At 45.6% G+C, this 24,856-nt stretch carries 14 protein-coding genes and 4 tRNA genes; 5 read left to right on the top strand and 13 right to left on the bottom strand.

Annotation, left to right across the window (positions count from 1 at the left end; all coding sequences use genetic code 11):
- Positions 1-36: 36 nt before the first annotated feature.
- From HG547_RS14755 to HG547_RS14735, 5 genes are all read right to left on the bottom strand, one after another.
- A complete protein-coding gene (locus tag HG547_RS14755; protein ID WP_169548234.1) occupies positions 37-369 on the bottom strand; it encodes a hypothetical protein in 333 nt (110 codons plus the stop codon).
- Positions 370-462: 93 nt separating this feature from the next.
- The gene (locus HG547_RS14750) at positions 463-717 is read right to left on the bottom strand and encodes an accessory factor UbiK family protein (protein WP_023266071.1); all 255 of its coding nucleotides are present in this window, start codon (positions 715-717) and stop codon (positions 463-465) included.
- Between the two features lie 116 nt (positions 718-833).
- Positions 834-3,923: a multidrug efflux RND transporter permease subunit gene (locus HG547_RS14745; RefSeq protein WP_169548233.1), complete on the bottom strand. Its 3,090-nt coding sequence runs from the start codon at positions 3,921-3,923 to the stop codon at positions 834-836.
- Between the two features lie 13 nt (positions 3,924-3,936).
- Positions 3,937-5,055 (bottom strand): efflux RND transporter periplasmic adaptor subunit, encoded by a 1,119-nt coding sequence (locus HG547_RS14740; protein WP_037423385.1) that lies wholly within the window; start codon positions 5,053-5,055, stop codon positions 3,937-3,939.
- Between the two features lie 20 nt (positions 5,056-5,075).
- The gene (locus HG547_RS14735; RefSeq protein ID WP_037423387.1) at positions 5,076-5,648 is read right to left on the bottom strand and encodes a TetR/AcrR family transcriptional regulator; all 573 of its coding nucleotides are present in this window, start codon (positions 5,646-5,648) and stop codon (positions 5,076-5,078) included.
- 326 nt (positions 5,649-5,974) lie between these two features.
- Between HG547_RS14735 and rep the strand changes: the two genes are divergently transcribed.
- A complete protein-coding gene (gene rep, locus HG547_RS14730; protein WP_169548232.1) occupies positions 5,975-7,990 on the top strand; it encodes a DNA helicase Rep in 2,016 nt (671 codons plus the stop codon).
- 20 nt (positions 7,991-8,010) lie between these two features.
- On the opposite strand, the gene HG547_RS14725 is transcribed toward rep, so the two are convergent.
- On the bottom strand, positions 8,011-10,641 hold the full coding sequence (locus HG547_RS14725) for a diguanylate cyclase (RefSeq protein WP_169548231.1): 2,631 nt from the start codon (positions 10,639-10,641) through the stop codon (positions 8,011-8,013).
- A 207-nt stretch (positions 10,642-10,848) separates the two neighbouring features.
- On the opposite strand from HG547_RS14725, the gene HG547_RS14720 reads away from it, so the two are divergent.
- The 4 genes from HG547_RS14720 (at position 10,849) to HG547_RS14705 (ending at position 11,362) form a co-directional block, all read left to right on the top strand.
- Positions 10,849-10,925, top strand: a tRNA-Arg gene (locus tag HG547_RS14720).
- Positions 10,926-10,977: 52 nt separating this feature from the next.
- A tRNA-His gene (locus tag HG547_RS14715) sits at positions 10,978-11,053 on the top strand.
- Between the two features lie 102 nt (positions 11,054-11,155).
- Positions 11,156-11,232: transfer RNA gene (locus HG547_RS14710), tRNA-Pro, on the top strand.
- A gap of 53 nt (positions 11,233-11,285) precedes the next feature.
- Positions 11,286-11,362 (top strand) — tRNA-Pro (locus HG547_RS14705).
- A 193-nt stretch (positions 11,363-11,555) separates the two neighbouring features.
- Here HG547_RS14705 and HG547_RS14700 read toward each other — a convergent pair.
- From HG547_RS14700 to HG547_RS14670, 7 genes are all read right to left on the bottom strand, one after another.
- Positions 11,556-13,475: an EAL domain-containing protein gene (locus tag HG547_RS14700; protein ID WP_169548230.1), complete on the bottom strand. Its 1,920-nt coding sequence runs from the start codon at positions 13,473-13,475 to the stop codon at positions 11,556-11,558.
- 8 nt (positions 13,476-13,483) lie between these two features.
- Positions 13,484-14,191, bottom strand: coding sequence for a transglutaminase-like cysteine peptidase (locus HG547_RS14695; protein ID WP_037423398.1), 708 nt, complete (start codon positions 14,189-14,191; stop codon positions 13,484-13,486).
- A gap of 18 nt (positions 14,192-14,209) precedes the next feature.
- Positions 14,210-14,815: an OmpA family protein gene (locus HG547_RS14690; RefSeq protein ID WP_037427723.1), complete on the bottom strand. Its 606-nt coding sequence runs from the start codon at positions 14,813-14,815 to the stop codon at positions 14,210-14,212.
- Positions 14,812-16,227: a type I protein secretion system protein AggA gene (gene aggA, locus HG547_RS14685; RefSeq protein WP_169548229.1), complete on the bottom strand. Its 1,416-nt coding sequence runs from the start codon at positions 16,225-16,227 to the stop codon at positions 14,812-14,814. Before aggA ends, HG547_RS14690 begins: the two co-directional genes overlap by 4 nt.
- Positions 16,228-16,253: 26 nt before the next feature.
- Positions 16,254-17,636: an HlyD family type I secretion periplasmic adaptor subunit gene (locus tag HG547_RS14680; RefSeq protein ID WP_169548228.1), complete on the bottom strand. Its 1,383-nt coding sequence runs from the start codon at positions 17,634-17,636 to the stop codon at positions 16,254-16,256.
- Positions 17,633-19,810 (bottom strand): type I secretion system permease/ATPase, encoded by a 2,178-nt coding sequence (locus HG547_RS14675; RefSeq protein WP_047535309.1) that lies wholly within the window; start codon positions 19,808-19,810, stop codon positions 17,633-17,635. The genes HG547_RS14680 and HG547_RS14675 overlap by 4 nt, the downstream gene beginning before the upstream one ends.
- A gap of 92 nt (positions 19,811-19,902) precedes the next feature.
- A partial coding sequence (locus HG547_RS14670) for a VCBS domain-containing protein (RefSeq protein ID WP_169548227.1) occupies positions 19,903-24,856 on the bottom strand: 4,954 nt, incomplete at its 5' end.

The raw sequence follows: 24,856 nt of genomic DNA, 5'->3' as shown, positions 1-24,856 counted from the left end.
AACTCTGGCGCTAGGTCTTAGCGCCGACGGCTATTCTTACTCGTTAAGCCCTTGCTGCATCTTAAGCCAAAAGCCTTGTTGGCAGAGATTGCTAAAGGACTTTTGCTGCGGCGAAATCGCGATATTGGCGGTGACGACTCGATAACTCAACCAATAATCCTCACAAACCGCGTTTGGCTCATCAGCTTGTTTATCTTGCTCACTTAACAGACTGACCACAACCCCGTTGTCGAAGTGATATAAGGTCAAAGATTCACATATTTCAGCATTATCGTCTCGATAACTTTGCTGCTCTTGGGTGTGGCTCACCACTGAAACTGGGCTAGGATAGCCTTGAATAGCAAGGATGTAGCTGGCGAGTTGTTGCATTATTTCCCTAAGTGACTTAATGCTTGAAGTGTTAAAACAAAAAAGCACAGCTGCGCTATCGCTAACTGTGCTCTTTCAAACAGGCATTATAAGTTAGTCCGCGGCGTTGAGCTTTTTCTCAAGCTCATTTACTTGTGCTTGCAGGGCTTCTAATTTCTCGCGGGTTTTCAGTAATACATGCTGCTGTACTTCAAACTCCTCACGGGACACCATATCCAACTTGAGCAATTGATTTTGCAGCACTTGCTTGCTGCGCTCTTCAAATTCACCGGCAAATTGCTTAAGACCGCTGGGCAGGCTATCGCTCAGTTGCTTCGCCATTTCTTCGATTTTCTTTGGATTGATCATCTTCTTGTCCGCCTCTTTACTGAATGTGGGGATTGTAACCTAGTACGTTGGCTTTCAAAAGAAAACCGCCTTGCAAAACCTACGTCTTAAGGGACGTGGGTTTTACTTGGATGCGGTTAGCTGTTGTGGGCTAGCCCGTCGGTATCTTCGTCAAACACGGGCAAAGGCTCATGTTTTTCAGCAAGATAGGTATAAATCACCGGTAATACAAACAGGGTAAAAATGGTCCCAATCGATAAACCAGCGACAATCACAATACCGATATTAAAGCGTGCTACCGCCCCAGCGCCGGAAGCAAATAATAGCGGCAATAGACCCGCAATCATCGCTGCAGTGGTCATCAAAATTGGGCGTAAGCGGATGGTTGCCGCCAGTTTAATCGCCTCAAGTTTAGATAGCCCACGGTGGAGTTGTTCCTCTTTGGCCACTTCGCACATCAAGATCCCGTGTTTAGTGATAAGACCCACTAAGGTAATTAATCCTACCTGGGTGTAGATATTAATTTTGGCTAAGCCAAACACATGGGTCCACCCGAGTACAATCAAGGCGCCGCTAATCGCCAGCGGTACAGATACCAAGATGACTAAGGGATCTTTAAGGCTTTCAAATTGGCTGGCGAGTACTAAGAAAATAATTGCAATTGCCAGCAAGAAAGTGACATAAAGTGCCGATCCTTCAGTGACAAACTGGCGCGCTTCACCGAGGAAGTCGTAGCTATAACCCTTAGGTAACTCATTATCGCCAATATTTTGCAAAAAGCTGATGGCATCACCAATGGCTACGCCTGGCGCGGCTACACCACCCACAGTCAAGGCATTCATTTGGTTAAAGTGCGGCAGTGAGCGAGGCTCGGCCACCATTTCAATATCAACCAAGCTGGATAGCGGAATGGATTTACCATCGGCGGCTTTGACATAGTAATTAGCCAGCGATTCTGGGTTCGCCCGCAGTTTACGCTCTACCTGTGGGATCACTTCGTAGGAGCGACCATCCAAGTTAATGCGATTCACATAGCCATCACTCATCATGGTGGCGAGTGTGATCCCGATATCTTGCATGGTCACGCCGTAGGTCCCGGCTAAGTCACGCTTGATATGCAGTTTCATGGTGCCGGAATCAAATTTCAGGTTGATTTCTGAGTACACAAACAAGGGACTCTTTTGCACCTTTTCCAGTACGCCTGTACCGATTTGAAAGAGGCTGGCGAAGGAGTTTGATGTAGTAATCACAAACTGAATCGGTAAACCACTCGACGCCCCAGGCAGCTCTGGCATTTGGAAGGTGGTAATCGCCATTCCAGGAATGTGTTTTACTTCTTTAGCAAAAAACTCCTGCATTTGTTTTTGGCTCTTATTCCGTTCACTCCAAGGCACTAATGGCGCGATCCCGAAGGCTTGGCTGGAACTTGGTACGCCGACAAAGGCGAGTGACGCGGCTGATTCAGGCTGTGCCTTAATCATATCAGTGACTAAGCCCATATTGGCTTGGATGTAGTCCAAGTTGGCAGTCGAAGGTGCCGTGCCCATCATCATTACCACGCCTTTATCTTCGTTGGGCGCCAGTTCTGATGGGATAAACTTAAACAGTACTGGCAGTGAAGCGAAAACGATAATCGCAAAGGCGACGATGACAGGGCGATGTAACATCACCGCATCTAGCATGTTGCTGTAACGGCGAGTCAGGCCCGTGAGGAAGTTTTCGACTCCCATTTCGAACCGATTAGGTGCGGTATGGGGTTTGAGTATTTTGGCACACATCATGGGTGACAGTGTCAGTGCCACTATGCCCGAGATAAACACAGAACCTGCGAGTGTAAGGGCAAACTCCTTAAATAATGAGCCGGTGATCCCGCCCATTAAGGCAATCGGCGCATAAACCGCGGCGAGGGTAATGGTCATGGAGATCACTGGCACCGCGATTTCGCGGGTACCGATAATCGCGGCTCTAAAGGGTGACTCACCCAGCTTAATATGTCTGTCGACGTTTTCAACCACCACAATCGCATCGTCAACCACCAAACCAATGGCGAGCACCATGGCCAGTAGGGTCATGAGATTGAGCGTAAAACCAAACATCTGCATGATGATGGCAACCCCAATCAGCGAGAGCGGAATGGTCACAATCGGGATCACCACGGCGCGAAGCGAACCTAAGAAGAGAGTGATCACCACGATAACAATAATCGCGGCTTCTCCAATGGTTTTAACCACTTCTTTAATCGATTCATCAATTGCGAGTGAGGAGTCGTACAGAATGCTCGATTCAATGGATGGCGGTAAGTTACGCTCAATTTCAGGTAACAGGGCGCGGGTATCTGCCGCGACGGTAAGCGGGTTAGCCGTTGGCGTGACATCAAGGCCGATGACCACGGCTTCTTTGCCATTGGCTAAGGCGCGGTAGATATCATGGCTCTTTTCGAGGCTGACATCGGCAATATCACCGAGACGGACGACTAAACCATCTTTACTGCCGATCACTAAGCGTTTTAACTCTTCGATGGTAGCAACCTGGGTGTCTGCGGTACCGTTAAAAAGGGTGTAAACACTGTTGGTTTGACCCACCGCTGACTGGTAGTTGTTCGCCTGCAATACTTGCATTACATCGCTGGAGGAGAGGTTAAACGCCCCCATTCTGGCCGGATCGAGCCAAATACGCATGGCGTATTTAATACCACCGTATAAATTCACCTTAGCAACGCCGTCAATGGTAAAGAGCTGGGGTTTGACGACACGCTCAAGGTAATCCGTTAGCTGGCTTGAGTTAATCTGGTCACTAAAAAATGAAATATACAGTACAGAGGTTTGCGAGCCAGTGGACATTTCAACACTGGGATCTTCAGCCTCTTTGGGCAATTGCGATCTCACCGAGTTTACTTTGGCGAGAATATCGGCCAAGGCGCCATTCGGATCGGTATTGAGCTTCATATACACCGAAATTTTCGAGGTGCCGAGAAAGCTCTCTGAGGTCATAAAGTCAACGTTATCGGCCTGCGCTAGCGCTTGCTCTAACGGTTGTGTAATAAAACCTTGGATTAGATTTGCATCCGCGCCGTAATAACTGGTCGATACCGTGACTACGGTATTCGTCATCTTCGGATATTCACGCACTTGCATGCTATTGAGGGCATTAAAGCCTAACAGCAGCAAGAGAAAGCTGATTGAGGCGGCGAGTACGGGTCGCCTAATAAAGATATCTGTAAAGCGCATTATCTTGCTCCTATTACAGCTTTGGCATAGTGTCGGAGTGGGTCAGGGCTTGGTCTTCAACCACTGTCACTTTACTGTTGTTACTGAGGCGAATTTGCCCTGAGGTGACAATACGATCTCCCGCTTTTAACGCTCCACTCACCAGCGCGTTATTGCCGTTACGCTCTAATACCGTCAGGTTGATTTGCTCGACTCTAGCCAGCTTTTTACCGTTTTCTTCGACCTCTTTGATGAGGTAAATAGAGTTACCATAAAGGGTAAAGTTGATGGCGGTTTGTGGCAGTACAAACTGATCGTTCAGTTCTGGCAATAGGATGGATACTCGGGCAAACATCCCGCTACGCAGTTTGGCGTTATCGTTAGGAATGCGTGCTTGCACTTGGATCAGACCGCTTTGGTAAAACACGGCGGGTTCAATCGCGGCAATTTCACCTTCGAAGGGTTGCTCAGGATAAGAGTCCACAAACACATGGATTTTTTGACCTACGGCAATACGAGGTAATTGGGTTTGCGGAATAGTGAAGCGGATTTTCATTGTGCTGATATCTTCGAGACGCACAATATCGGTACCAGGCTGAAGATATTCACCTAAGTTAATGTTACGAATACCCACTAAACCACTGAAAGGCGCACTGATTTCACGGCGCTCGATAGTGGCTTTTAAACTTTCAATATCCGCCTGTAAGGCCAGGTATTTAGATTCACTATTGTCTAAATCCTGTTTAGAGACGGACTTTTGCGCATAGAGTTTTGAAAGGCGTTTGAAGTCGGCCTCAGCGGCGGGCAGTTGTACCATTTTGCTTTTAAGGTTGGCTCTTTCCACTTTGGCATCGAGTTCGGCCAGCAGTTGGCCTTTTTCCACTCGGCTACCGTTTTCAAAATTAATGCTGGTGACGCGTCCTGCTAATTCGTTGGAGATGGTTACTCCTTGATGCGGTTCAACAAAGCCAATCGCATCAATTGTGGGTTGCCACTTTTGCATATCTAATGTCATGGCTGTTACAGGAAACTCAGCCTCTGGCATATTGGCGATCGCCTCGGCGATTTTATTTTTTACCATCAGGTTAAAGCCGATCACTGAGCCAAAGGCAAGTACAGCGATCGCTAGCATACTTAGAGTCCATTTTTTCATGGTGCTAAAGATTCCTAGAGTTAAAGTTGAAGATTGATTGAAATGGCCTTTAGGCATAATTCACATGCCCGCCGGATTTCATTTTCTGTACATTCCAAATGGCCTCGCCGTAGGCGTTTGCCTATAGCGATAGCTGGCTCAAAGGCGATAGAAAACAACAAGGTATTATCAAGCTTTTGAATCATTCCTTGGTTTTTTGCCTGCTCAAATAATTGGTGTAGCGGTTGAAATATTTCTCTTTCAAATGCTTGGTGCTCAGGTGCATCTACCCCTGGGAGGTGGGAATACTGAGCAAAACTCAAATTTGCATGGGATTGTTCACGACCCAGTTCAACAATCTTGAACCATAGGCGGCGAAATTTTTCGTCAAAGCTGCCTTCATTAATGTTTTCAAGCAACTTGCTGGCAATTTGTTGTAATACGTCTTTACGCAGTTCAATGATCAAATCTTCTTTATCTTTGAAGTAGCGGTAGATCGTACCTGCGGCAACGCCTGCATCTACTGCGAGTTTTTGCATTGAAAGGTTATGTAAGCCTGCTGTCGCAATGATTTTTTCGGCGGAGCGAAGTATTAAGTCACGTTTGTTATCCATTCTGCTTTCCGATATCGGCATCTGTGAATGAACGTTCATTCATGCGGAATTCTACTGCGCATTATCAACCTTAGCAACAAATTAGCTCAAAAAATGGCAAAAGTGTGATTTAAGAAAGTTATTTTGTAATAAGCTTGCCTGCACAATGATTGCAGCATATTTGACTGGTTTTTAGGATGTCATATTCAAATGCTTGTTCATTTGAAGAGACGAGTCATTTTCTATTGTTTGCTCAATTGATATCTGGGGATTTGTTGGCCTTAAAACCTTCGCTTCTGCTATGATCCGATCCCCCTTCTGAAGACTTGTTTGGATATTGCGCGACGATGAAACTCAATCCTGCCCAAAATGATGCCGTTCATTATGTTTCTGGGCCTTGCTTAGTATTAGCGGGCGCGGGCAGTGGCAAAACGCGGGTAATTATCAACAAGATTGCCTATCTAGTGCAAAAGTGTGGCTACAATGCCCGCAATATCGCCGCAGTGACGTTTACCAACAAAGCGGCGCGCGAGATGAAGGAGCGGGTCGCACAGTCTATGGGGCGTAAAGAGGCTAGAGGTTTATGGATTTCGACCTTCCATACCTTAGGTCTTGAGATTGTAAAACGTGAGCATAAAGTGTTGGGTTTAAAGCCTGGGTTCTCGTTATTCGATGATCAAGATACGCTTGCGCTCCTTAAAGAGCTGACTCAAAAAGAATTACAGGAAGATAAAGATTTACTCAAAGCCTTGGCAAGCAGCATCTCCAATTGGAAGGGCGGGCTGATTATTCCCGACCAGGCGCGCAAGCTGGCAAAGGATGAACAGCAGCAGTTGTTTGCCCTGTTGTATCAGCGTTATGCCCAGCATATGAAAGCCTACAACGCTTTGGATTTTGATGACTTAATTCTGCTGCCGACCTTATTGCTAAGGCATCACGAGGAAGTGCGTACACGCTGGCAAACCAAGATCCAATACCTGCTGGTGGACGAATATCAGGATACCAACACTTCCCAATATGAAATGGTCAAGCTACTGGTGGGCGAGCGCGCGCGTTTTACCGTGGTGGGGGACGATGACCAGTCCATCTATTCGTGGCGTGGTGCTAAGCCGCAGAACTTAGTGCTGTTGGGCAAAGACTTCCCAAAGCTTAAGTTGATTAAACTTGAGCAAAATTATCGTTCTAGCCAACGCATTTTGCGGGCGGCGAACATTCTTATCGCCAACAATCCCCATGTGTACGATAAGTCGCTATTTAGTGAATTAGCCTACGGCGAGCCGATGCGGGTGCTGTTTGCTGCCAATGAGGAACAAGAAGCCGAGCGCGTGGTCGCCGAAATCATTCGCCACAAATTTGTCGGCCGTACCCAATTTGGTGATTACGCAATTCTGTATCGCGGTAACCACCAGTCTCGCCTACTTGAGCGGGCGTTGATGACGAACCGTATCCCTTACAAGCTAAGCGGCGGCACTTCGTTTTTTGCCAGAGCCGAGATTAAAGACATCATGGGCTACCTTAAATTGGTGGTAAATCCCGATGATGATAACGCCTTTTTGCGGGTGGTTAACTTACCTAAACGGGGTATAGGTCCATCCACCTTGGAGCGTTTGGGTAACTTTGCCAACGAGAAACATATCTCCATGTTCGAGGCGATTTTTGATCCTGATCTGAATCATCATTTACCGCCTAATGCCATGTCGGCCTTGTATCAATTTGGTCGCTTTATTGTCGATACGGGTGAGCACGCCGAACGAGGCGAACCGGTTGAAGCCGTAAAACAGTTGATCCGTAAGATTAATTACGAAGACTATTTATACGAGACCAGTACCAGTGCTAAGGCCGCCGAGATGCGGATGAAAAATATCTCCGAGCTGTATCGCTGGGTGACGGAAATGCTCTCTGGGGATGAATTAGATGAACCTATGACCTTGCCTGAGGTGGTTAACCGCCTAACGCTTAGAGATATGATGGAGCGTAACAGCGAAGATGAAGGCGGCGATCAGGTGCAATTAATGACGCTGCATGCGTCTAAAGGGCTGGAATTTCCCTATGTGTTTATGGTGGGGGTTGAGGAGCGCATTCTGCCCCATCAGACCAGCATAGATGAAGATAACGTCGACGAAGAGCGTCGTCTGGCGTATGTGGGGATTACGCGCGCCCAGCGCGAGCTGTGGTTTACTCTTTGCCGTGAGCGTCGCCAGTTTGGTGAGACCATGCGCTGCGAGCCGAGCCGTTTTCTGCATGAGTTACCGCAGGATGATCTTATTTGGGAAAACCGCAAACCGCAGCAAACAGAGCAAGAGCGCATGCAGACCGGGCGCAGCCATATCTCGAATTTAAGAGATATGTTTAAGAAGTCTTAATTAATCATGTAATTGCAGTTTTAGGCGCAAACCTGTTGCAGGGTTTCCACTAAGGTAAAAGGGTGGGCTATGGCACTACCCTGGCCGAAGCGATAACCTAGTGCATTGAATATATTGATTTGCTCAGGGTACTGAAGTCCGTCAACAAAGGTTTGTAAGTTTAAGGTTGAGGCCGCCTTTTGATAGGCAGACATCAGCTTTATGTGTTGTTCATCTTGCAGTTGTTTCGTGATATTCGCATCAAGCTTTAAGCCTTTTACAGGGAGGAATAACAAACTGTTTAACGCACTGTGGCCGCTTCCGTAGTGGCTAATCCCTAAGTTAACCCCCTGCTTATTTAATAATTCAAAGCCGCTTATGTGGTTCTCTGTTTCTTGAACTAAGGCTTTTTCATTAAAAAATAACCATAGCTGCGGGAGAGGAAGCTGAGTTTGTTTGAGCGCATTTTTAAGACCACGAAGTACATGCTTGTGTTTAAGATGTTGACTGGAAAGCATAAGGTGTAAATCAAGGTTATCTCCATGGCTCACAACGAGCTGGTGATAATGCTTATTCAGTAAGTTAATTGCATACTTATCCAACTCAACCATGAGGTTAGCTTGCTCAGCTAATTGGCTTAAAACTTCGTGCGGAATACTTCCCCATACGGGATGCTCCCAAATTAATCGACACTCAAAAGCATGGGGTTGTAGAGTCTGTAAATCAACTATTGGGAGAAGATTGAGTTGTAACTCCTCTGCTTGCAGCGCCTGTTTAAAATCATTCTCGAAGGCAATATCCTGGATTTTTTGCTGTGACGCGCTATCGTCAAAAATGACATAACAACCTTTGCCATTCGCCTTGGCTTGGTACATTGCGGTGTCGGCATTACGCAGCATGGACTCACTAGTATCCAGCTTATTACCGCTAATGGTGATCCCAATACTGGCTCCTGAATGGAATTCAACAGCACCTAATTTGTAGGATTGTGAGATTTTTTGAATGACTCGTTCGGCCACATCACGAGCATCGTTGATGCCATTGATGGTATCGAGCAGGATAACAAACTCATCGCCACCGAGTCTTGCCAAGGTATCGTTGCTACGGATACAGCCGCGTAAGCGAGTGGCGGTTTCAATTAAGAATCTATCGCCCTCCAAATGCCCCATAGTATCGTTAATCTGCTTAAAACGGTCGAGGTCGATAAACAGCAGGGCAAACTGTTCTAGGCTATGGCGGCGAACATGTTTGATAGCCTGATTGAGACGTTCCATAAACATCGCACGATTGGGTAATCCTGTGAGCGCATCGTGTTTGGCATCATGTACGAGTTTAGCTTCCATATTACGGCGCTGACGGATCTCTTTCTCTAGGTCCTTATTGAGCTCAGCGAGTGCAGTTGTACGAGCTGCAACCTTTTCCTCTAGTTCTTCATAACTGCGGCGTAATGACTCTGCAGCGAGTTTTTTCTCGATAGCAGCACCGATATGTTGTGACACAAAGGTGAGTAACTCCAAGTCTTTCGTTTGGTAGTTTTGGGTCATGCTAAAGCTATAAATGGTTAGCGCACCTCGTACTACATCATGGATAAACAGTGGGATACCTATCCATTGATGCATTGTTTGAGTGTGATTAAGTGCGGGGGCCTTAGCGTAAATTTCTTTTGAGGCAATCAAACCATGAATATCATTCTGGTCTAGCAGTAGTGGACGTTTGTGTTTGAGCACATACTCCGTCAGCCCATCCTGTAATGGCCGAGTCCCAGGGTGTTGGTTACCTAATTGGGAAACGTAAAACGGGAAGGTTAAGTGGGTACTTTGTTCATTTAGCAGTGCGATGTAACAGTTATTGGCAGGAATAAGGTGCCGAATCACATTATGTAGCTGTGCATAAAATTCAGGATTATCTGAACTAGAGCTTGCTAGTTCTGCTATTTCAAATAAGGATTTTTGCAGCCGCTCGGCTCTGCGTCTTTCATACACTTCTTGCTTGAGCTTGTCATAGGCTTGGCTAAGCTCTTTAGTCCGTTGTTGTATTGCTTGCTCTAGCTGTTCTTGATGCTTAAGTCTTTCCATCACGCCAGTAATATGGTGACAAATAAAGGTCATTAACTCGACCTCGATATCGCCGTAACTGACATTGGTATCATAGGTTTGTACTACCAGTACGGCAGTGACTATGCCTTCATGCTTGATGGGCACTCCAAGCCAAAGGTGACAAGGAGAACCTAAATTGACGATCTCCTGCGCTTCGACCAGCTCTTCAACCTTGGATTCATCGCATAGTAGGGTTTTTCCTGTGCGAAAAACGTAACCAGTTAATCCTTGTTGCAACAGCGTTGATAGGGATTGCTCGGGATAAAGCTGGGCAGGATGGGCATCTTTTTCATCGGCAAAGAAGGGAACCGAAATAGTGTTGGTATTGATATCGAGAGTAGCGATAAAAAAATTATCAGCAGAAATAAGCTTTTTTAGGTGGTGGTGAACCCCTAAATAGAATTCTTCGAGGGAAGGAACCTGAGTGGCAATATGGGATAATTCGAGTAACGCATTTTGAACGACTTCCGCCCGCTTGTACTTATGCGCCAAATATTTAAGGCGATTAAGTCTTTTTTTTAAGCGTTCAAGCTCAGGAGCTCGAGGTTGGGTAGTTTCATCTTCATCCTTAAACATGATACTCACTAATCAGTTCTGCGTTAATTGTTGCCAAACGTTATAATTAGCACGAAATACCGTAACATCCAAGTCATATTTTAACTGTGTTTTCGCTGAAAAAGCATGCTAATGTATCAAAACTTGAGCAGTCAGTAAAAAAAGTGCAAAACAGCTATAGACTCAAAGGCTATTTGTCCATACTATATGCGGCGCTAACCAAGGCGAGCGCCCATAGCTCAGCTGGATAGAGCGCACCCCTCCGGAGGGTGAGGCCGAAGGTTCGAATCCTTTTGGGCGCACCATCTCTCCGAATGAGTTGTGAGCTTGAGGTTAGCAGTAAAGTGAAATTCAGTGGTGATTGTAGCTCAGTTGGTAGAGTCCCGGATTGTGATTCCGGTTGTCGTGGGTTCGAGCCCCATCAGTCACCCCATTTCATTTAACATCTCGGTGATTAGCGCAGTCCGATAGCGCATCCAGATTTTTGGATAAGAGCGGACCAGAGGGTTTTACTCTCTTTAGCTAAAGTAAATTTCGGTGATTAGCGCAGTCCGGTAGCGCATCTGGTTTGGGACCAGAGGGTCAGAGGTTCGAATCCTCTATCACCGACCACATTCTTCGCATAACTAGCGCGTTTGAGTTTTCAAGCAAATAGTTAACAGTTACGGTGATTAGCGCAGTCCGGTAGCGCATCTGGTTTGGGACCAGAGGGTCAGAGGTTCGAATCCTCTATCACCGACCAATTACACTGAAGCCTCAGAATTTCGAAAGAAGTACTGAGGCTTTTTTGTATTTGTCTCTTGGTACTGTTTTGCTATTCGTATCTTGCTGGCTCGTTGTGATTGCATGACATGGTGCTGCGAGGATTCAAGGCCGTTAGCAACATCTCAAATAATTAAGGCTCCCGAAGGAGCCTTAATGCAATGGTATTCGATTTAGTCGATATTTTCTGGCGGGACAATGAAGCCCTGATAGGCATCCGTTTTTAGCTCATTGAAGCGCTCTAGCTGAGCCTTTTCTTGAATTCCTGTCACTATCACCTGAATATCTAATCCTCTAGCTACATTGATAATCGCACGGCAGAGCTCGCTATTATGTGATGCTTCGTCATAGTAAGAGAAAGATTGGTCAAGTTTAACGTAACTCGGTCTTAGCTCTTGGAGGTAAGACATGGAGCCAAATTGTCTACCAAAATGGTCAATACCAAATTTAGCACCATTGTCCCTAATAATATTGCAAAGGCGAGAACAGGATTCTAAGTCGCTATAAACCCCCGCTTCAGGGATCTCAAAGCAAATCCGTTCAACCTGTTGAGCCGTGCGGAGGAAGTGATTAAGCCAGTCGTGGAACTGTGTATCACTAATACTTTGATGCGTTAAGTTTATCGCTAAAGGCTCGTAATGACGCTCAAGCAGTTTTTGCTCGTAGACAGTCTCAATGAGGCATTTATCGAGTAATGAGCCGAGTGACAGCAGCTCTATGTAAGGCATAAACTGGCCAGCATGAGCGAGCTTATCACCCAGCTCGAGTTGGCAATAGAGCTCTCTTTGGCTCACGCCATCGCCATTACAAAATTGGATAGGTTGCCAACGGAACTTGAACTTTTTGTTGCTAATGGCGTGGCTAAGATTGTCACGCCATTGTTCTCGGGTGAAAAGTTGTTGTTCAGTTGTCTCGAACCAATGGAAGGTTTTATTCTCTTTGAGCGCTTTTTGCAGAGCGTTGTCTGCTTGGGCAAGAATATCGGAGACCTTCATTTGGCCAATCCGTTCAGCCACCCCAATCGCAAAATTCTCATTGGGCTTACAACCTGCTTTTGATATTTCTTGATTGATTGTGCGGATCAGCGTTTGCAAATATTTGCTAATTTGATCATGTTCTACATCGGTCACTAGGAAGGCAAACTCAAATGCGGCAATACGCGCAACCACAGAGGGGGTGATCTCATTTAATTGCTGGACTAGTTTTTCGGCCAATAGGCGAATGGTTTCATCGCGAACCTGATAGCCATATTTACTGTGAACTTCTTCGAGCCAGTCTAACTTAGCTAAGAACAGGGCGCCGCTGCTCGGTTCGCTTAACCAGCCATTGAGACGGCTCACCACATATTGGCGGTTAGGCAGTCCTGAGGCGGGGTCTGTGAGATTCTTTTTGCGTAAAGTACCTACCTCCTCATCGAGTGATTGGAAGAGCTGTTTGAGTTGAGCTGACATGCTATTGAACGCGGTAACGAGATCTTTGAGTTCAGTGGTTTTAGGCAAAGGCATATCTGGCCCAAACTGGCGAGCCGCAATCTTTTTAGCATGATCAGATAAAGCGTGTAGTGGTTTTAAAATCCAAGTTAATCCTAATCTTGCGGTAAAAATAGCGACTAAAAACAGCAACGAAAAGGCGATAATAGTATTGGACATGATGCGCCATAATTCATGGTAACCAAATCCTGGGTGCGCAGTGATTTCAAGCTGAGCTAGCTGTAACCATCCAGAGGTAATCGTGCTTTCTTTTTTGATGGTTTTAAATAGGTTCAAATTGATAAACCATTGAGGTACATCATCAATTTTAATAGGGTTAGCCCATTCTTGCTGTTTACCGTCAACCATCCACGTCAGTTTAATATTTTTATAATAGCCGCCTTCAAAAATAACGTTGACTAAGGTTTCTGCGGCTGCAGTATCACCCGCCTCAAGCGCGGGAGTTAGCATTAATCCAAGCGAGGTACTGGCATTGTTTAGATCCGATTCCATTTGCTTGGTCAAAAAGCTTTGAGTCTCAGTAAATTGCACATAGCCAAGACTTGCTACTACTAACAAGAATAGGCTAAAAAGCAGCGAATAAATCTGTCTAAACAGTGTCATCTTGGGTGCTACTCCAGTTTTAATTTGGGCTGTCTTAAGCGATCAACCCCTAACCTATGGTTTAGGTCATTCCATTTTTCGAGTCGTGTTGACGAGCCAGCTAAAACGCCTCGTCCCTGTTCTTTGTTAAGCCATAACTGTTTACCGTTAAAGCTGTATACGGGTATAAGATCTTTACGTTGAGTTGCGGGTTTGATGACATGATCAAGATTATCAAGCACTAAAGGGATGGAGGAAGGGGTATCATAGTAAGCTAATACCATATGATACTGATTAACACTGGTTGCTTTAACCATGGTGATCCGCATTTTATCCTCGGGCACACCTAATTGAAGCAGTGTAAAATACTTGGCGATTGAAAAATCCTCACAATCTCCACCATTGACTCCAATAAACTCCATTGGAGTGGCCCAATAGTTTGATTCTCCCCATAATTTTATATCATCAACGAAGCGAAATAAGTTAAAAAAGTTATTAACTTTCAATAGCTTTTCTTTTTCGTCAACCGTGTTTGCCTCTGCTAATACTTTAAACCAAGCTCTTGCTCGCATTCCTGCTCGCTCACCATAGCGTTTTTCTAGCGTTGAGGTGATTTTTGCTTCATCGAGTGTTTGGGTAGGTGCCGCATACAGGCAACTAATCCCCAACGCGGACGCAATTAGGCTTGAGCGGCAGGCGCGAAAAAATGCGTTTATATCCTTTGGCCTGCCGTTCATAACCTACTCTGTTAGCCCTTATTTGGTGTCATCGACGGAATAAATCGTCCACTTCATATCTGTAGCGGTGTCATCACCCGTCACTTCAGCGACGACTCGGCGATTACGAATTTCTGCTTCAGGTGTCTGTTCTAAAACGACTGGACGACTTGAGCCATATCCTATGGCGGTGAGTCGGCTTCTGTCGATACCAAAACGTTCGGCAAGAACGGCGGTAACGGCATCAGCACGTTCCTGTGATAATACCGAGTTTCTTTCATCTGTACCCGTACGACTTGTGTGTCCTTCAATGGTCACCTTCGTTGTGGGGTATTGACGTAAGAATATTGCGATCTCTTCAATTTGCGGGTAATACTCAGGTGCAATGTATGCTGAGTTATTGGGAAATAATACATTGATTTCCTTACGCTCATTAATTGATTTGATCTGACCACAGCCGTAGTTATCCGTGCCTGCACCTTTAACAGTATCGTTGCAGCGTTCACGGGCTTCAACTACTCCATCACTATCCTTATCGGAAAGATCGTATGCTTGAGTTGTTGTCATATCTTCAATATTGACTGTATCACGCATGGAACAACCTGCTAAAAGCGCCACGCTAAGGAATAGGATAGTGGTTTTCATTGGTTGGCTCCTCCTTCGTAGCTACGCTCTCCGCGCCATGCTTCCGGACGCGTCACTTTCAGTGAGTCGAGTAAGCGGCCTGTCGCGTTAAGCACGCGATATTTAGCAATGATTTCATCATATTCAGCTTGTAAGTAGTCCTTACGTGCTTCGAACAATTCATTCTCAGTATCAAGTAAGTCGAGTAAGCTGCGTTGACCAAGGTTAAATTGCTGCGCATAAGCGGACTGAGTATCTTTGGCTGCAATGACATGGTCACGAATGTATTGCTTTTGAGGTGCTAACATTTCGTAGGCGTTCCAAGCTAGATTGACGCCCTCAACGACTTCTCTTTGAGCGCGTTGACGGATTTCTTTGGCTTCACCCAGCTTGTAAGCTGATTCTTTTTCACGAGCGAGGTCTTTGCCGCCAGCGAAGAGGTTATATCTTACTCGCACCATGGCGACGATGTCATTGCTATAACCACCTACATTTTGGCTCGCTAATGCACTTACGCCATCTTCGCCACCCACATCATTGTTCCAGCTACCGTTTAGCTCTAACGAAACTTGCGGATAATAGTTGGCTTGGGCGGATGAACGCTCATTTTCAGCAGCACGAATATCGTTTGCTGCAGATTTAAGGATAGGATGATTTTTATCTGCGTCTGCTAAGCTACTGTTTAAATCCTTTGGTAACATATCGGCATCTGGAACGGGTTGAATTAAGTCAACTGGGTCGGCAGACACGACTCGGATAAATTGCGCTTTAGCATCGAGCAAATTATTTCGGGCAGAAATCACATTCGCATTTGCCCTTGCAAGACGTCCTGATATTTGTGATAGATCGGCTGTTGAGCCTAGACCTGAATCAGTACGTTGCTTGATTTGATCATAAATTTCTTTATGGCTGTTAAGATTTTTTTCAGCCAGCTTCAACACTTCATCAGTACGAAGGTAGTTGAGATAGACTTTGCTGACATCCAATGCCATATCTTCAGCCGCAGCAAGTAAGGCCCACTGGTCTGCACTGGCTTCAAAGCTATAACGGTCAACTTCACTGCTGGTATAAAAACCATCAAAAAGCATTTGTTTTAGGCTAATACCAAACTCACCACGGTTGAGTTCCGCGACGCCATTGCTATCAACATCACCGACATTTTTGCGTCGACGCGTTGATACGCTATCCGTCTGCTCGTAGCCATAGCCACCAGTGAGATCGACTGTTGGCATATAACCAGCAATTGCCTGATTTACTTGCTCTTCTCTCGCTTTGAATCGGTTAAACGCCACTCGTAGATCTGGGTTGGTATCGAGCGTGTGCGCAACCGCTTGCTCAAGCGTTTGGCTTTGAGCCGATAGTGGAAGCAAGATAGCTGACAGCAGAACCGCTATTTTTGAACATTGAAATTGTCGTCTTACTAAAGTCTTCATTGCAAACCTCCCGGTTTATAACAGGCTTAACGCTCTCTGAGCGCTGTGTCCTTAGCCCTTAAAATTGGATTTAAAATGTACTCAAGAATGGATCTTTGTCCGGTGATAACGTCAACGCTAGTTAACATCCCCGGTATAATTGGCATCTCTGTGCCATCGTCTTTTATTAAACTCGATTCTTCGGTTCTTACCTTTATAAGGTAGAAGCTATTTCCTTCTTCGTCCTGTGATGTATCGGCACTAATATGCTCTACTGTACCTTTAAGACCACCGTAACGGGTAAAGTCATAGGCAGTCACCTTAACTACTGCAGGTAAGCCGGTATGTAAAAACGCAATATCCTTAGGTAAGATCTTGGTTTCTATAAGTAACTGGTCTTCAGATGGCACGATTTCGACTATATCAACTCCAGGTTGAACCACGCCTCCTAAGGTGTTGATATGCACTGTCTTAATGGTGCCGTTTACAGGGGAGGTAATAATCGCTTTGCTAACCTTATCTTGGGCTCCCACCTGTGCTTCGTTCATTCTGGATAAACGGGTTTGTGTTTCGTTAAGCTGCGCACGAAGATCTGCAGCGTAAACAAATACCGCTTCACGGCGCTTTAATATTGCTTCATCTAATGCAGCTTTCAGTTTCGGTCTAAGCAGTCTCAATGAGTTTAATTCCCCCTGAGCATCGTTCACTGCGCGTTCGAGTTTAAGTAATTCAACTTCGGGCACAATCCCTTTTTTAGCCAGAGGCCTCGTAAGCTCTAACTCCCTAGAAATCAACTGCATACTGGTTGTTAAGGTCGTCGTTTTTGAGGCAAGGTCATCGATTTCTTGTTGCCTTTGTTGTATCTGACGAACCAGAATTTCTAATTGGTTGCTCAGATTATCTAAGCGACCGTTATATTCTTCCTGTTGTCTTTTCACTAGGGCAGGTTCTGCCTCATGAATACTATCGGGAAATACTAAAGCTTTTTTGGTAATTTTAACTTGTTCACGCCAGTCAGAAGTCATATCAGAGATAAGAATGCTATCTAATTCTGCGCGCATACGGATGGCATTGGTTTTTAAGCCAAAGACCTCTTGCTCTTGCTGGGCAAAATCGGAGCGAAAGCGGGTATCATCAATCCGTACCAGTGGCTGACCTTTAGTGACAATATCACCCTCTCTCACAAAGAGTTCTTGCATGATACCGCCGTCAAGACTTTGAATGACTTGAACTTGAGAAGAAGGGATCACTTTACCTGTCCCGGTAGTCACCTTATCCAGTTTGGCAAAACCTGCCCAAAGTAGAAAACACACAACCATGGCAGCTAATGCCCATATGATGAGCCTATGTCCACTTGGGGCATCGGTCATCATGGCACCGTAAACATCATCAACCATGTCTAAATCATTTGCCGTTAGATTTTTACTCATTGTCTGGAGCCTCCATTTACAAGGCCAAAATTGAGTTTTTCTAACACTTCAGCTTTAGGACCATCGGCAACAACATGTCCCCTTTCAAGCACAATAATACGGTCAACTAATTGTAATAAATGCATTTTATGAGTAATTAATAGCAAGGTTCGATCCTTGCTGACATTTTGCATTGAGCGAATAAACTGTTGTTCTGCTCTCGCATCTAAACTCGCTGTAGGCTCATCCATTAACAATACTGGCGGGTCATTAAGAGTCGCCCGTGCGAGGGCAACGGTTTGTCTTTGTCCACGACTAAGAGACATACCGCCTTCGCCAACTTGTTGATCTAGGCCTTCAGCCTCCAAATGGGTGAACTGACTGACACCTGAAAGCTGTACTGCACGGATAAGTTGATGCTCTGTCACTTGGCGAGTACCAAAGAGAATGTTATCTCTTATGGTACCGTGGAAGAGGGTGACGTCCTGCGGTAAGTAACCAAAGTTACGGCGCAGATCGCTAGGATGAATTTGCGCCGAATCGACCCCATCGTAGCGTAGGCTACCGGTTGTGGGTTGGAACAGTCCAACGAGAAGTTTGGCCAAGGTACTTTTACCTGAGCCATTACGACCGATAATTGCAACCCTTTCACCTGGGTTGATGGTTAATGAGAGCGGGTGAAGCACTGGCTTTTCTGAGCCAGGATAACTAAATCCAACATGGTCAGCATTAATTTTCCCGATTAAACGCTGCTTACTCACCAAGTGGCCTTTATTTTCAAACTCATCTTCCTGCACCATGAGCTCATTGAGTTGACGCAGTGCACTGGCTGTGTGGTTGGCGCGCGTCATCAGTCCTGCAAGTTGTGCCATTGGCGCTATTGCTCTGCTCGATAACATCACCGCAGCGATGATCCCCCCCATAGATATAGCGTTATCAGACACACGATAAACACCTAAAATCACCACACAGACAACGGAAAATTGCACAATAAAGTTAGCGAAATTTGAGACTGAGTTAGACAGTTTTTTGGATCTTAATTGCCAGTTAGCGCTATGGCCGATCATTTGTTGCCAACTTTTTTGGACAATACCTTCTGCGCCGTTGGCTTTTATTGACTCTAACGCCGAAAGACTTTCTATCAAATGCCCATGTTTTAAGCTGGAAAACTTATTACCTTCCTCAATCGCCGCTTTTAATTTAGGTTGGGTATAAAGTGTAAAGCCGATAATGATCAAGCCTCCCACGACAGGGATTACGGCTAAATCACCTGCAACAATATAAATCACGATAAGGAAAAAGAGTGCGAAAGGAAGATCGACAAGTGTTGTTATCGTTGCTGAAGTTAAAATTTCCCGAATATTGTCAAATTCTCCCAGTTGTTTTGCCATACCACCAATGCTTGGGGAACGTTTTTCCAATGGAATACCAATTGCTTTGGCAAATAGCTTCGACGAGACAATGATATCAACTTTTTTACCTGCCACATCAATTAGGTAGCTTCTAAGTTGCCGCATAACAAGGTCGAATAAATAGGCAATTGATGCGCCAATCGCTAATACCCAAAGGGAGTCAAAAGCTAAATTAGGTACGACTTTGTCGTACACATTCATAATAAACAGGGGAGAAACTAAGGCAAATATGTTGACCAACACCGAGGCGATTAACGCATCTCGATAAATGGGCGCGGAGTCTTTTAAGGTTTGGACTAACCAGTGGGTTTTATTATCGTGCAAATAGACATCAAACCCCATGTCGCCACGATATTCTTGTTTGACTAAGAACAAATAGCCGACATACAAAGTTTCAAGTGACTCAATGGTGAGTTTTTCTTCACCGCCCGTTTCTGGCAGTTGGATGATTGCTCTATCTGATTCGAGGTCTAATTCCCGCAGAATACAGGCTTTCTTGTCTTTTAATAATAAAATACAGGGTAGCAGTATCGGCGAGATCTCATTTAAACCCTTACGAGATAATTTTGCTGCTAACCCTGCACGAGATGCTGCTTGAGGAAGCAGGTCGGGTGTTAATACCGCTCCAGACAAAGGCAAGCCTGCCGCAAGTGATTCACTTGAGCATGGATTACCAAAATGTTCAGTCAGAAGCACTAAACAATCTAGCAGTGGGTCAACAATTACCCGCTGTGATGCGGATATCGTCCACTGCTCAACTTTTTCAGACGCTGTAACAGGCACCTAATTATCTATCCTTTGATTTTTTATTTACTTATCAGAAGTATCGGTCATGATGGCCTATATTTCTATAGGCCATCCGAACTGATTTTTTATTAAGGAATGATATTGTTGTGTGGATCGGTCAGTGGTGTCACTCCTTGAGGTGCATCAGGTGTTACTGGTGGCGCTGTATCAATAATGAGTGGGCCATTACCATTGCTTCCGAGCAATCCATTAATAATACCCGCATTATCCGTTGCACCAAATTGGCTATAGAGGTTAACTCCATCAAGCACAATATGTTGATCGAACGTGCCATCCTTGTTTGCATCGATATCGATCACGGTTGAACCATTGTTTAAGCTAAAGTTTAGATAGCTTTCTAACGTATTCGCCGTTTTACCTTGGAGTAAGTCGCTTAGATCGAGCTTATCTTCACCGACCTTAAAGTCCATAATATGGTCAGTACCTTTGTCTGCATCAGCATAGCGCCATACGAAGGTATCTGCGCCGCTATCTCCACGTAGTACATCATCACCAAGGCCACCAATTAAGGTATCGTTGCCTTCACCGCCGCGAAGCGCATCGTTATGGCTGCCGCCGTCAATATAATCATTTCCTGTATGACCATAGAGAATGTCAGAGCCGGATTGACCATAAATTCTATCGTTACCACTACCGCCGTTCACAACGTCAGCTCTTTGAGATGCAACATCATTGGTTAATAACAAGCCATCGCTATCAACGATGCTATTTGTACCGCTTAATGTGCCTGTCATTATATGGTGAGTTGATAGAGCATTCACTGATAACTCAAGTTGGTCATCAGTTCCATAACCAATTGCACCAGTTTTGCCAGCGTATATAACGTCATCGCCCTTACCTGTTTCGATATGATCATTACCGTCACCGCCACTAACCACTTGAGCACTACTAGTGGTATAGCTCTTGTTGTTAGCGCCAGATGCAACGACTTCTTTACTTGAGCTATTCGTAATTATGCCGCTTTGACCTCCACCAAATGAGACGTTGAGTACTTTTTGTCCTGCAGAGTTTGCTCTTTCTCCATGCTCGACAATGATTGTGTCATTTAAGTTAGAGCCTTGAGTTGAAATCAAGTTAGCGTCAGCAATATTGATACCATTGGCATTGACCGGATTAACATCAATCTTCAAGGTGGCACTTGCTTTATCACCGTCGCCATCTTGGGTGGTGTAGGTGAAGGTTTCGATTGCTCCCGTAGCAGGAATGGTGTTCGCACTCGCCGTTAATTGGTATTGGTAAGTACCATCAGCATTAAGGACTAGATTACCGTAGGTTCCTATTATCGTTGTGCCAACTTGACCAGAAACGCCAGTATTTGTGTGGTCTCCTGTGGCGACGCCAATTACTGTCAGCACGCCATCGGCACCAGCCACATCATTGGTGAGCACATTTCCATCAGTGTGAGGCAGAGTGTAGCCATTTCCAGCCACCATACGTACGACTAACTCATAGCTAGTAGCAGCACCCTCATTGGTGTAGATAGAGGTAACAATGTTGCCATTAGTGTCTTTAAATCCAACAACCTGCATTGTATACATCTGACCTTCGTAGTTAAAGGTGACACTGGTTTGCCCAACAGTAACTATATCGCGTGATGAAACAGGATCATTGCTATTTGGTGTTTCATTATGACTAAAGTTAAGCGTCAATGTGACTGGAGTGACTACGCCGTAAGCATCAGTTACGTTAAATGTCACTTTCATTGTCGCTGCAGTGATTGAAGTACCAGAGTCAATAGAATAGTTATAGTGCGTAAATTTACCCAGCACTATGTCTTGGTTTAAAGATAAGGAGCCATTTAGTGCAGCGTCATTATCAGCAAAACCATAACCTGACTGACTACCATTGGTAGAACCCCAGCGGAGTTGATCGTTACCGTTATCGTTATCAGGACCATCGTATGTGTTGACATAGGTTCCGCCAGCAACACCAGTCCAGTTGGCAACAATGCCTGAGAAGTTGAAGGAATCAACCACCACATCAAGCTGAGCCGTGTCGTTCTGGGCAAGGTTAACATCATCTGCGACAGTCACGGTCACATTGGAATGTGCGGTATTGCCGACACCGTCGACGGCAATAACCTGAATACCATTAACAGTTAGGCTGTTGGTGTTGACGCTGTGTGGCAGATTCGTTAACAACTGAGCGGTAACGGTGACATCACCTTGCTCACCTGCGTTGATGCGATCCCAATCTAGAGTTAAACGAATGGCCTCACGCCCATACACAGTACCAATTAACTGACCTTGATCATTAACTGCCCAATGAATTTGAGCGTTGATGCCCACTACAGAGATATTACTAATATCGCCAAACTGGAAGCTGCCAATTGAGTTGCTACCAGACTTAAAGCTCAGTGTTTGGACACTTGAATCTGGTGCTCCTGCCTGTAGATCTGCTTCATTCAAGGTTGCAAAAGTATTAGGTGTCAGTGCTACTGGCACTAGCGGTGTTGTACTTGGTGGGTCTAAATGTACATTCAGATTACCAGATGATTTATCCCCATCACTATCAGTAGCGGTTACAACAAAGCTCAAATCGAGACTTTGGCTTGAGCTCACAATGGTTTGTGCTGTAGTGCCCGTAAACTGGAAGCTAGTTCCGCTTAGGGCTGATAGCTCAATGTATGCGATAGAACCCACATTTTGGATGAGCTGACCATTAGTAATATTACCTTCATGCAGCAAGTTACCTTGATCATCATAGGCCTTATAGTGGATTTGTGTGGCCCCTGTAAAGCTAAAGCTTGCAGTCGCTGCATTTTCTGAGTAATCCACAATTAATACTTCATCACCATTCACAAATGGATTTGCAACACCGAAACCATTATTAGTGCCGTTTACTTGAGCAACGTTATTATTGCCGTCACGTGCAGTCAGGGTGAAGGCAATGTCTGCGTCTGCGGGAATCTTAGTAATGTCGTTGTAAACACCATAACCATGGGTTACAGGATCATAAGTGACATATACCGCTTCACCAATGCCTCCTTTTCCTCCTACAAGTCCAGCGATTTGTATGGTTGCGAGCTTATCAATACCCTGATTCATATCGAAAATGTATTGACCAGTAGTTGCATTGGTCGTTAGGGTAAAGATTAATGTCTGATTAGCACCATGGGTATAGGCGGAAGTTGTGCCGCTAGTATCGGTATAGGCGATCAGGACATTTGGATGAGCTGGGTCGACATAGTAATAGACAGTGAGTCCGCCCGCAGTAATGCCTGAGTCGGCGAAGGTTGTGCTTGTGCCGTTCCAACCTGTCACGTTTGCACTCAGACTCACGCTGTAGTTATCCGTAGCGGTATGGTCATTACCATCTGCGCCTAGGATATTAAGAGTGCCAACAATATCGACTGCCGTAGCACTATTGACTCCAGAGCCAGCACTTGGGGCAATATTAATCACGTCATCATTGATGGTAATGCTTACATTGCCTGTCAATACGCTATTATCGGCACCTACAGCCTCAATGACGATTCCATTAATCAGTGAACTGAGATTTTCGCCACTTAATCCATTAACTTGCTTGATGTTGTCTAATAACTCAACATTGACAGTAACTGCATCCGTAGTGCCCGCTGCTAACCCTGACGTCACAGAAGTACCACTCAGAGTGACTTTAATTACTTCAATACCATCGATGGTTCCTACTAACGCACCATTCGCGGCTAGCGCCCAAACGATACTTACTCCTGCAGCTAGGTTAGTTGCCGCAGAGATTGAGGAAGCGTTAAAACGGAACTGTGTAATATTCTGATTACCTGCAGTAAAGCTAATAGTATTAGAGAAGGTGTCAGGAATATTATCGCGCAGACTGCTTTCATTAACTGTTACGTTGCAAGAGTTAGGTTGATATACAGTCGCAGTATCGGAGTCTTGTGCAGAGGTGTTACCTACAGTGTCGGTTTGCGTTGCAGTCACAGTGATGCTTTGACCTGCAGTAGGCGCGGCTTCGCTCCAGCTGATAACGCCGTTAGCGTAGGTAAAGTTACCAAAGGTAAGGGTACCACTGCCATTATCAGTGAAGTCGGTAAAGCTCAGTTCAATTGCTGCACCACCATTAATGGTGAGCGTGACATAACCGCCGGCAACAAATTCTGCACCATCAATACTCACACTTATCTGCACGTCTGCGCCGCCGCTAGCGATCTCGCTGGCGGTCAGTAGACCATCACCTGGCATACCATCATCGACGATCCAGACCGTTGGTGAGGCTGGTGGAGTGTCGTCCAGATCTTTTTCAAACAGAGTGATATTAGCATCAGAATTCGCCCCATTGTTGTCAGTGGCTGTCACTACATAGACACCTGAGTTTGGTGCCTGTTCAAAATCGTTGACTGCTGCGGCAGCGCCAGAGGCAGTCATTGTGACTTTGCCTGTATTGTCAATGGAGAAGTAACCATCTTCACTAACGGCATGGTAGCTGCCATCTGTCCACTTGAAGCTAAAGCCTGTCACTGTGCCATCGATATCCGATGCCACCACATTAGCTACAACAGCACCTGCAATCTGATTCTCGAAGTAACCAAACTCTTGATTACTGATGATAGGCGCATCATTGGTGCCGACGATAGTGATGGTCACCAGTTGATCAACCCAGGCGCCCTTGTCATCGGTGACGCGCACGGTGAAGGTGAGCTGTTGGCTCTGACCTTCCGCTAAGGCTTGGGTGGCGGCCTTGGTGTTGTCTAAGGTGTAGGTCCACTTACCAGTGGCATCAACGCTGAAGCTGCCATATGTCGTATCTGGCGTGCCTTGTACACTCCAGGTTTGGGTGGCGCCGTTGTCGACATCGGTGGCCGAGAGCTGACCGGTGGCGGTAGGTGTGCCAGCGACATCGGTACCGTCATCCAAATCACCGGCTTCCACTACAGTGCCCACTAACTGGGTGGCATTGTTGGTGATAACTGGGCTGTCATTGGTGCCAACGATGGTGATGGTGACGGTGTGCGTTGCCGTGCCATCGGCGCTGGTCACTGTGATGTTGCGGGTCAGGGTTTCGCCAGCGGCGAGTGACTGCACA

Source organism: Shewanella sp. DNRA4, from assembly GCF_012843185.1.
Lineage (GTDB): Bacteria > Pseudomonadota > Gammaproteobacteria > Enterobacterales > Shewanellaceae > Shewanella > Shewanella xiamenensis.
Note: the sequence above shows the minus strand (reverse complement) of the source record. Positions and strands in the feature narration are given on the sequence as shown.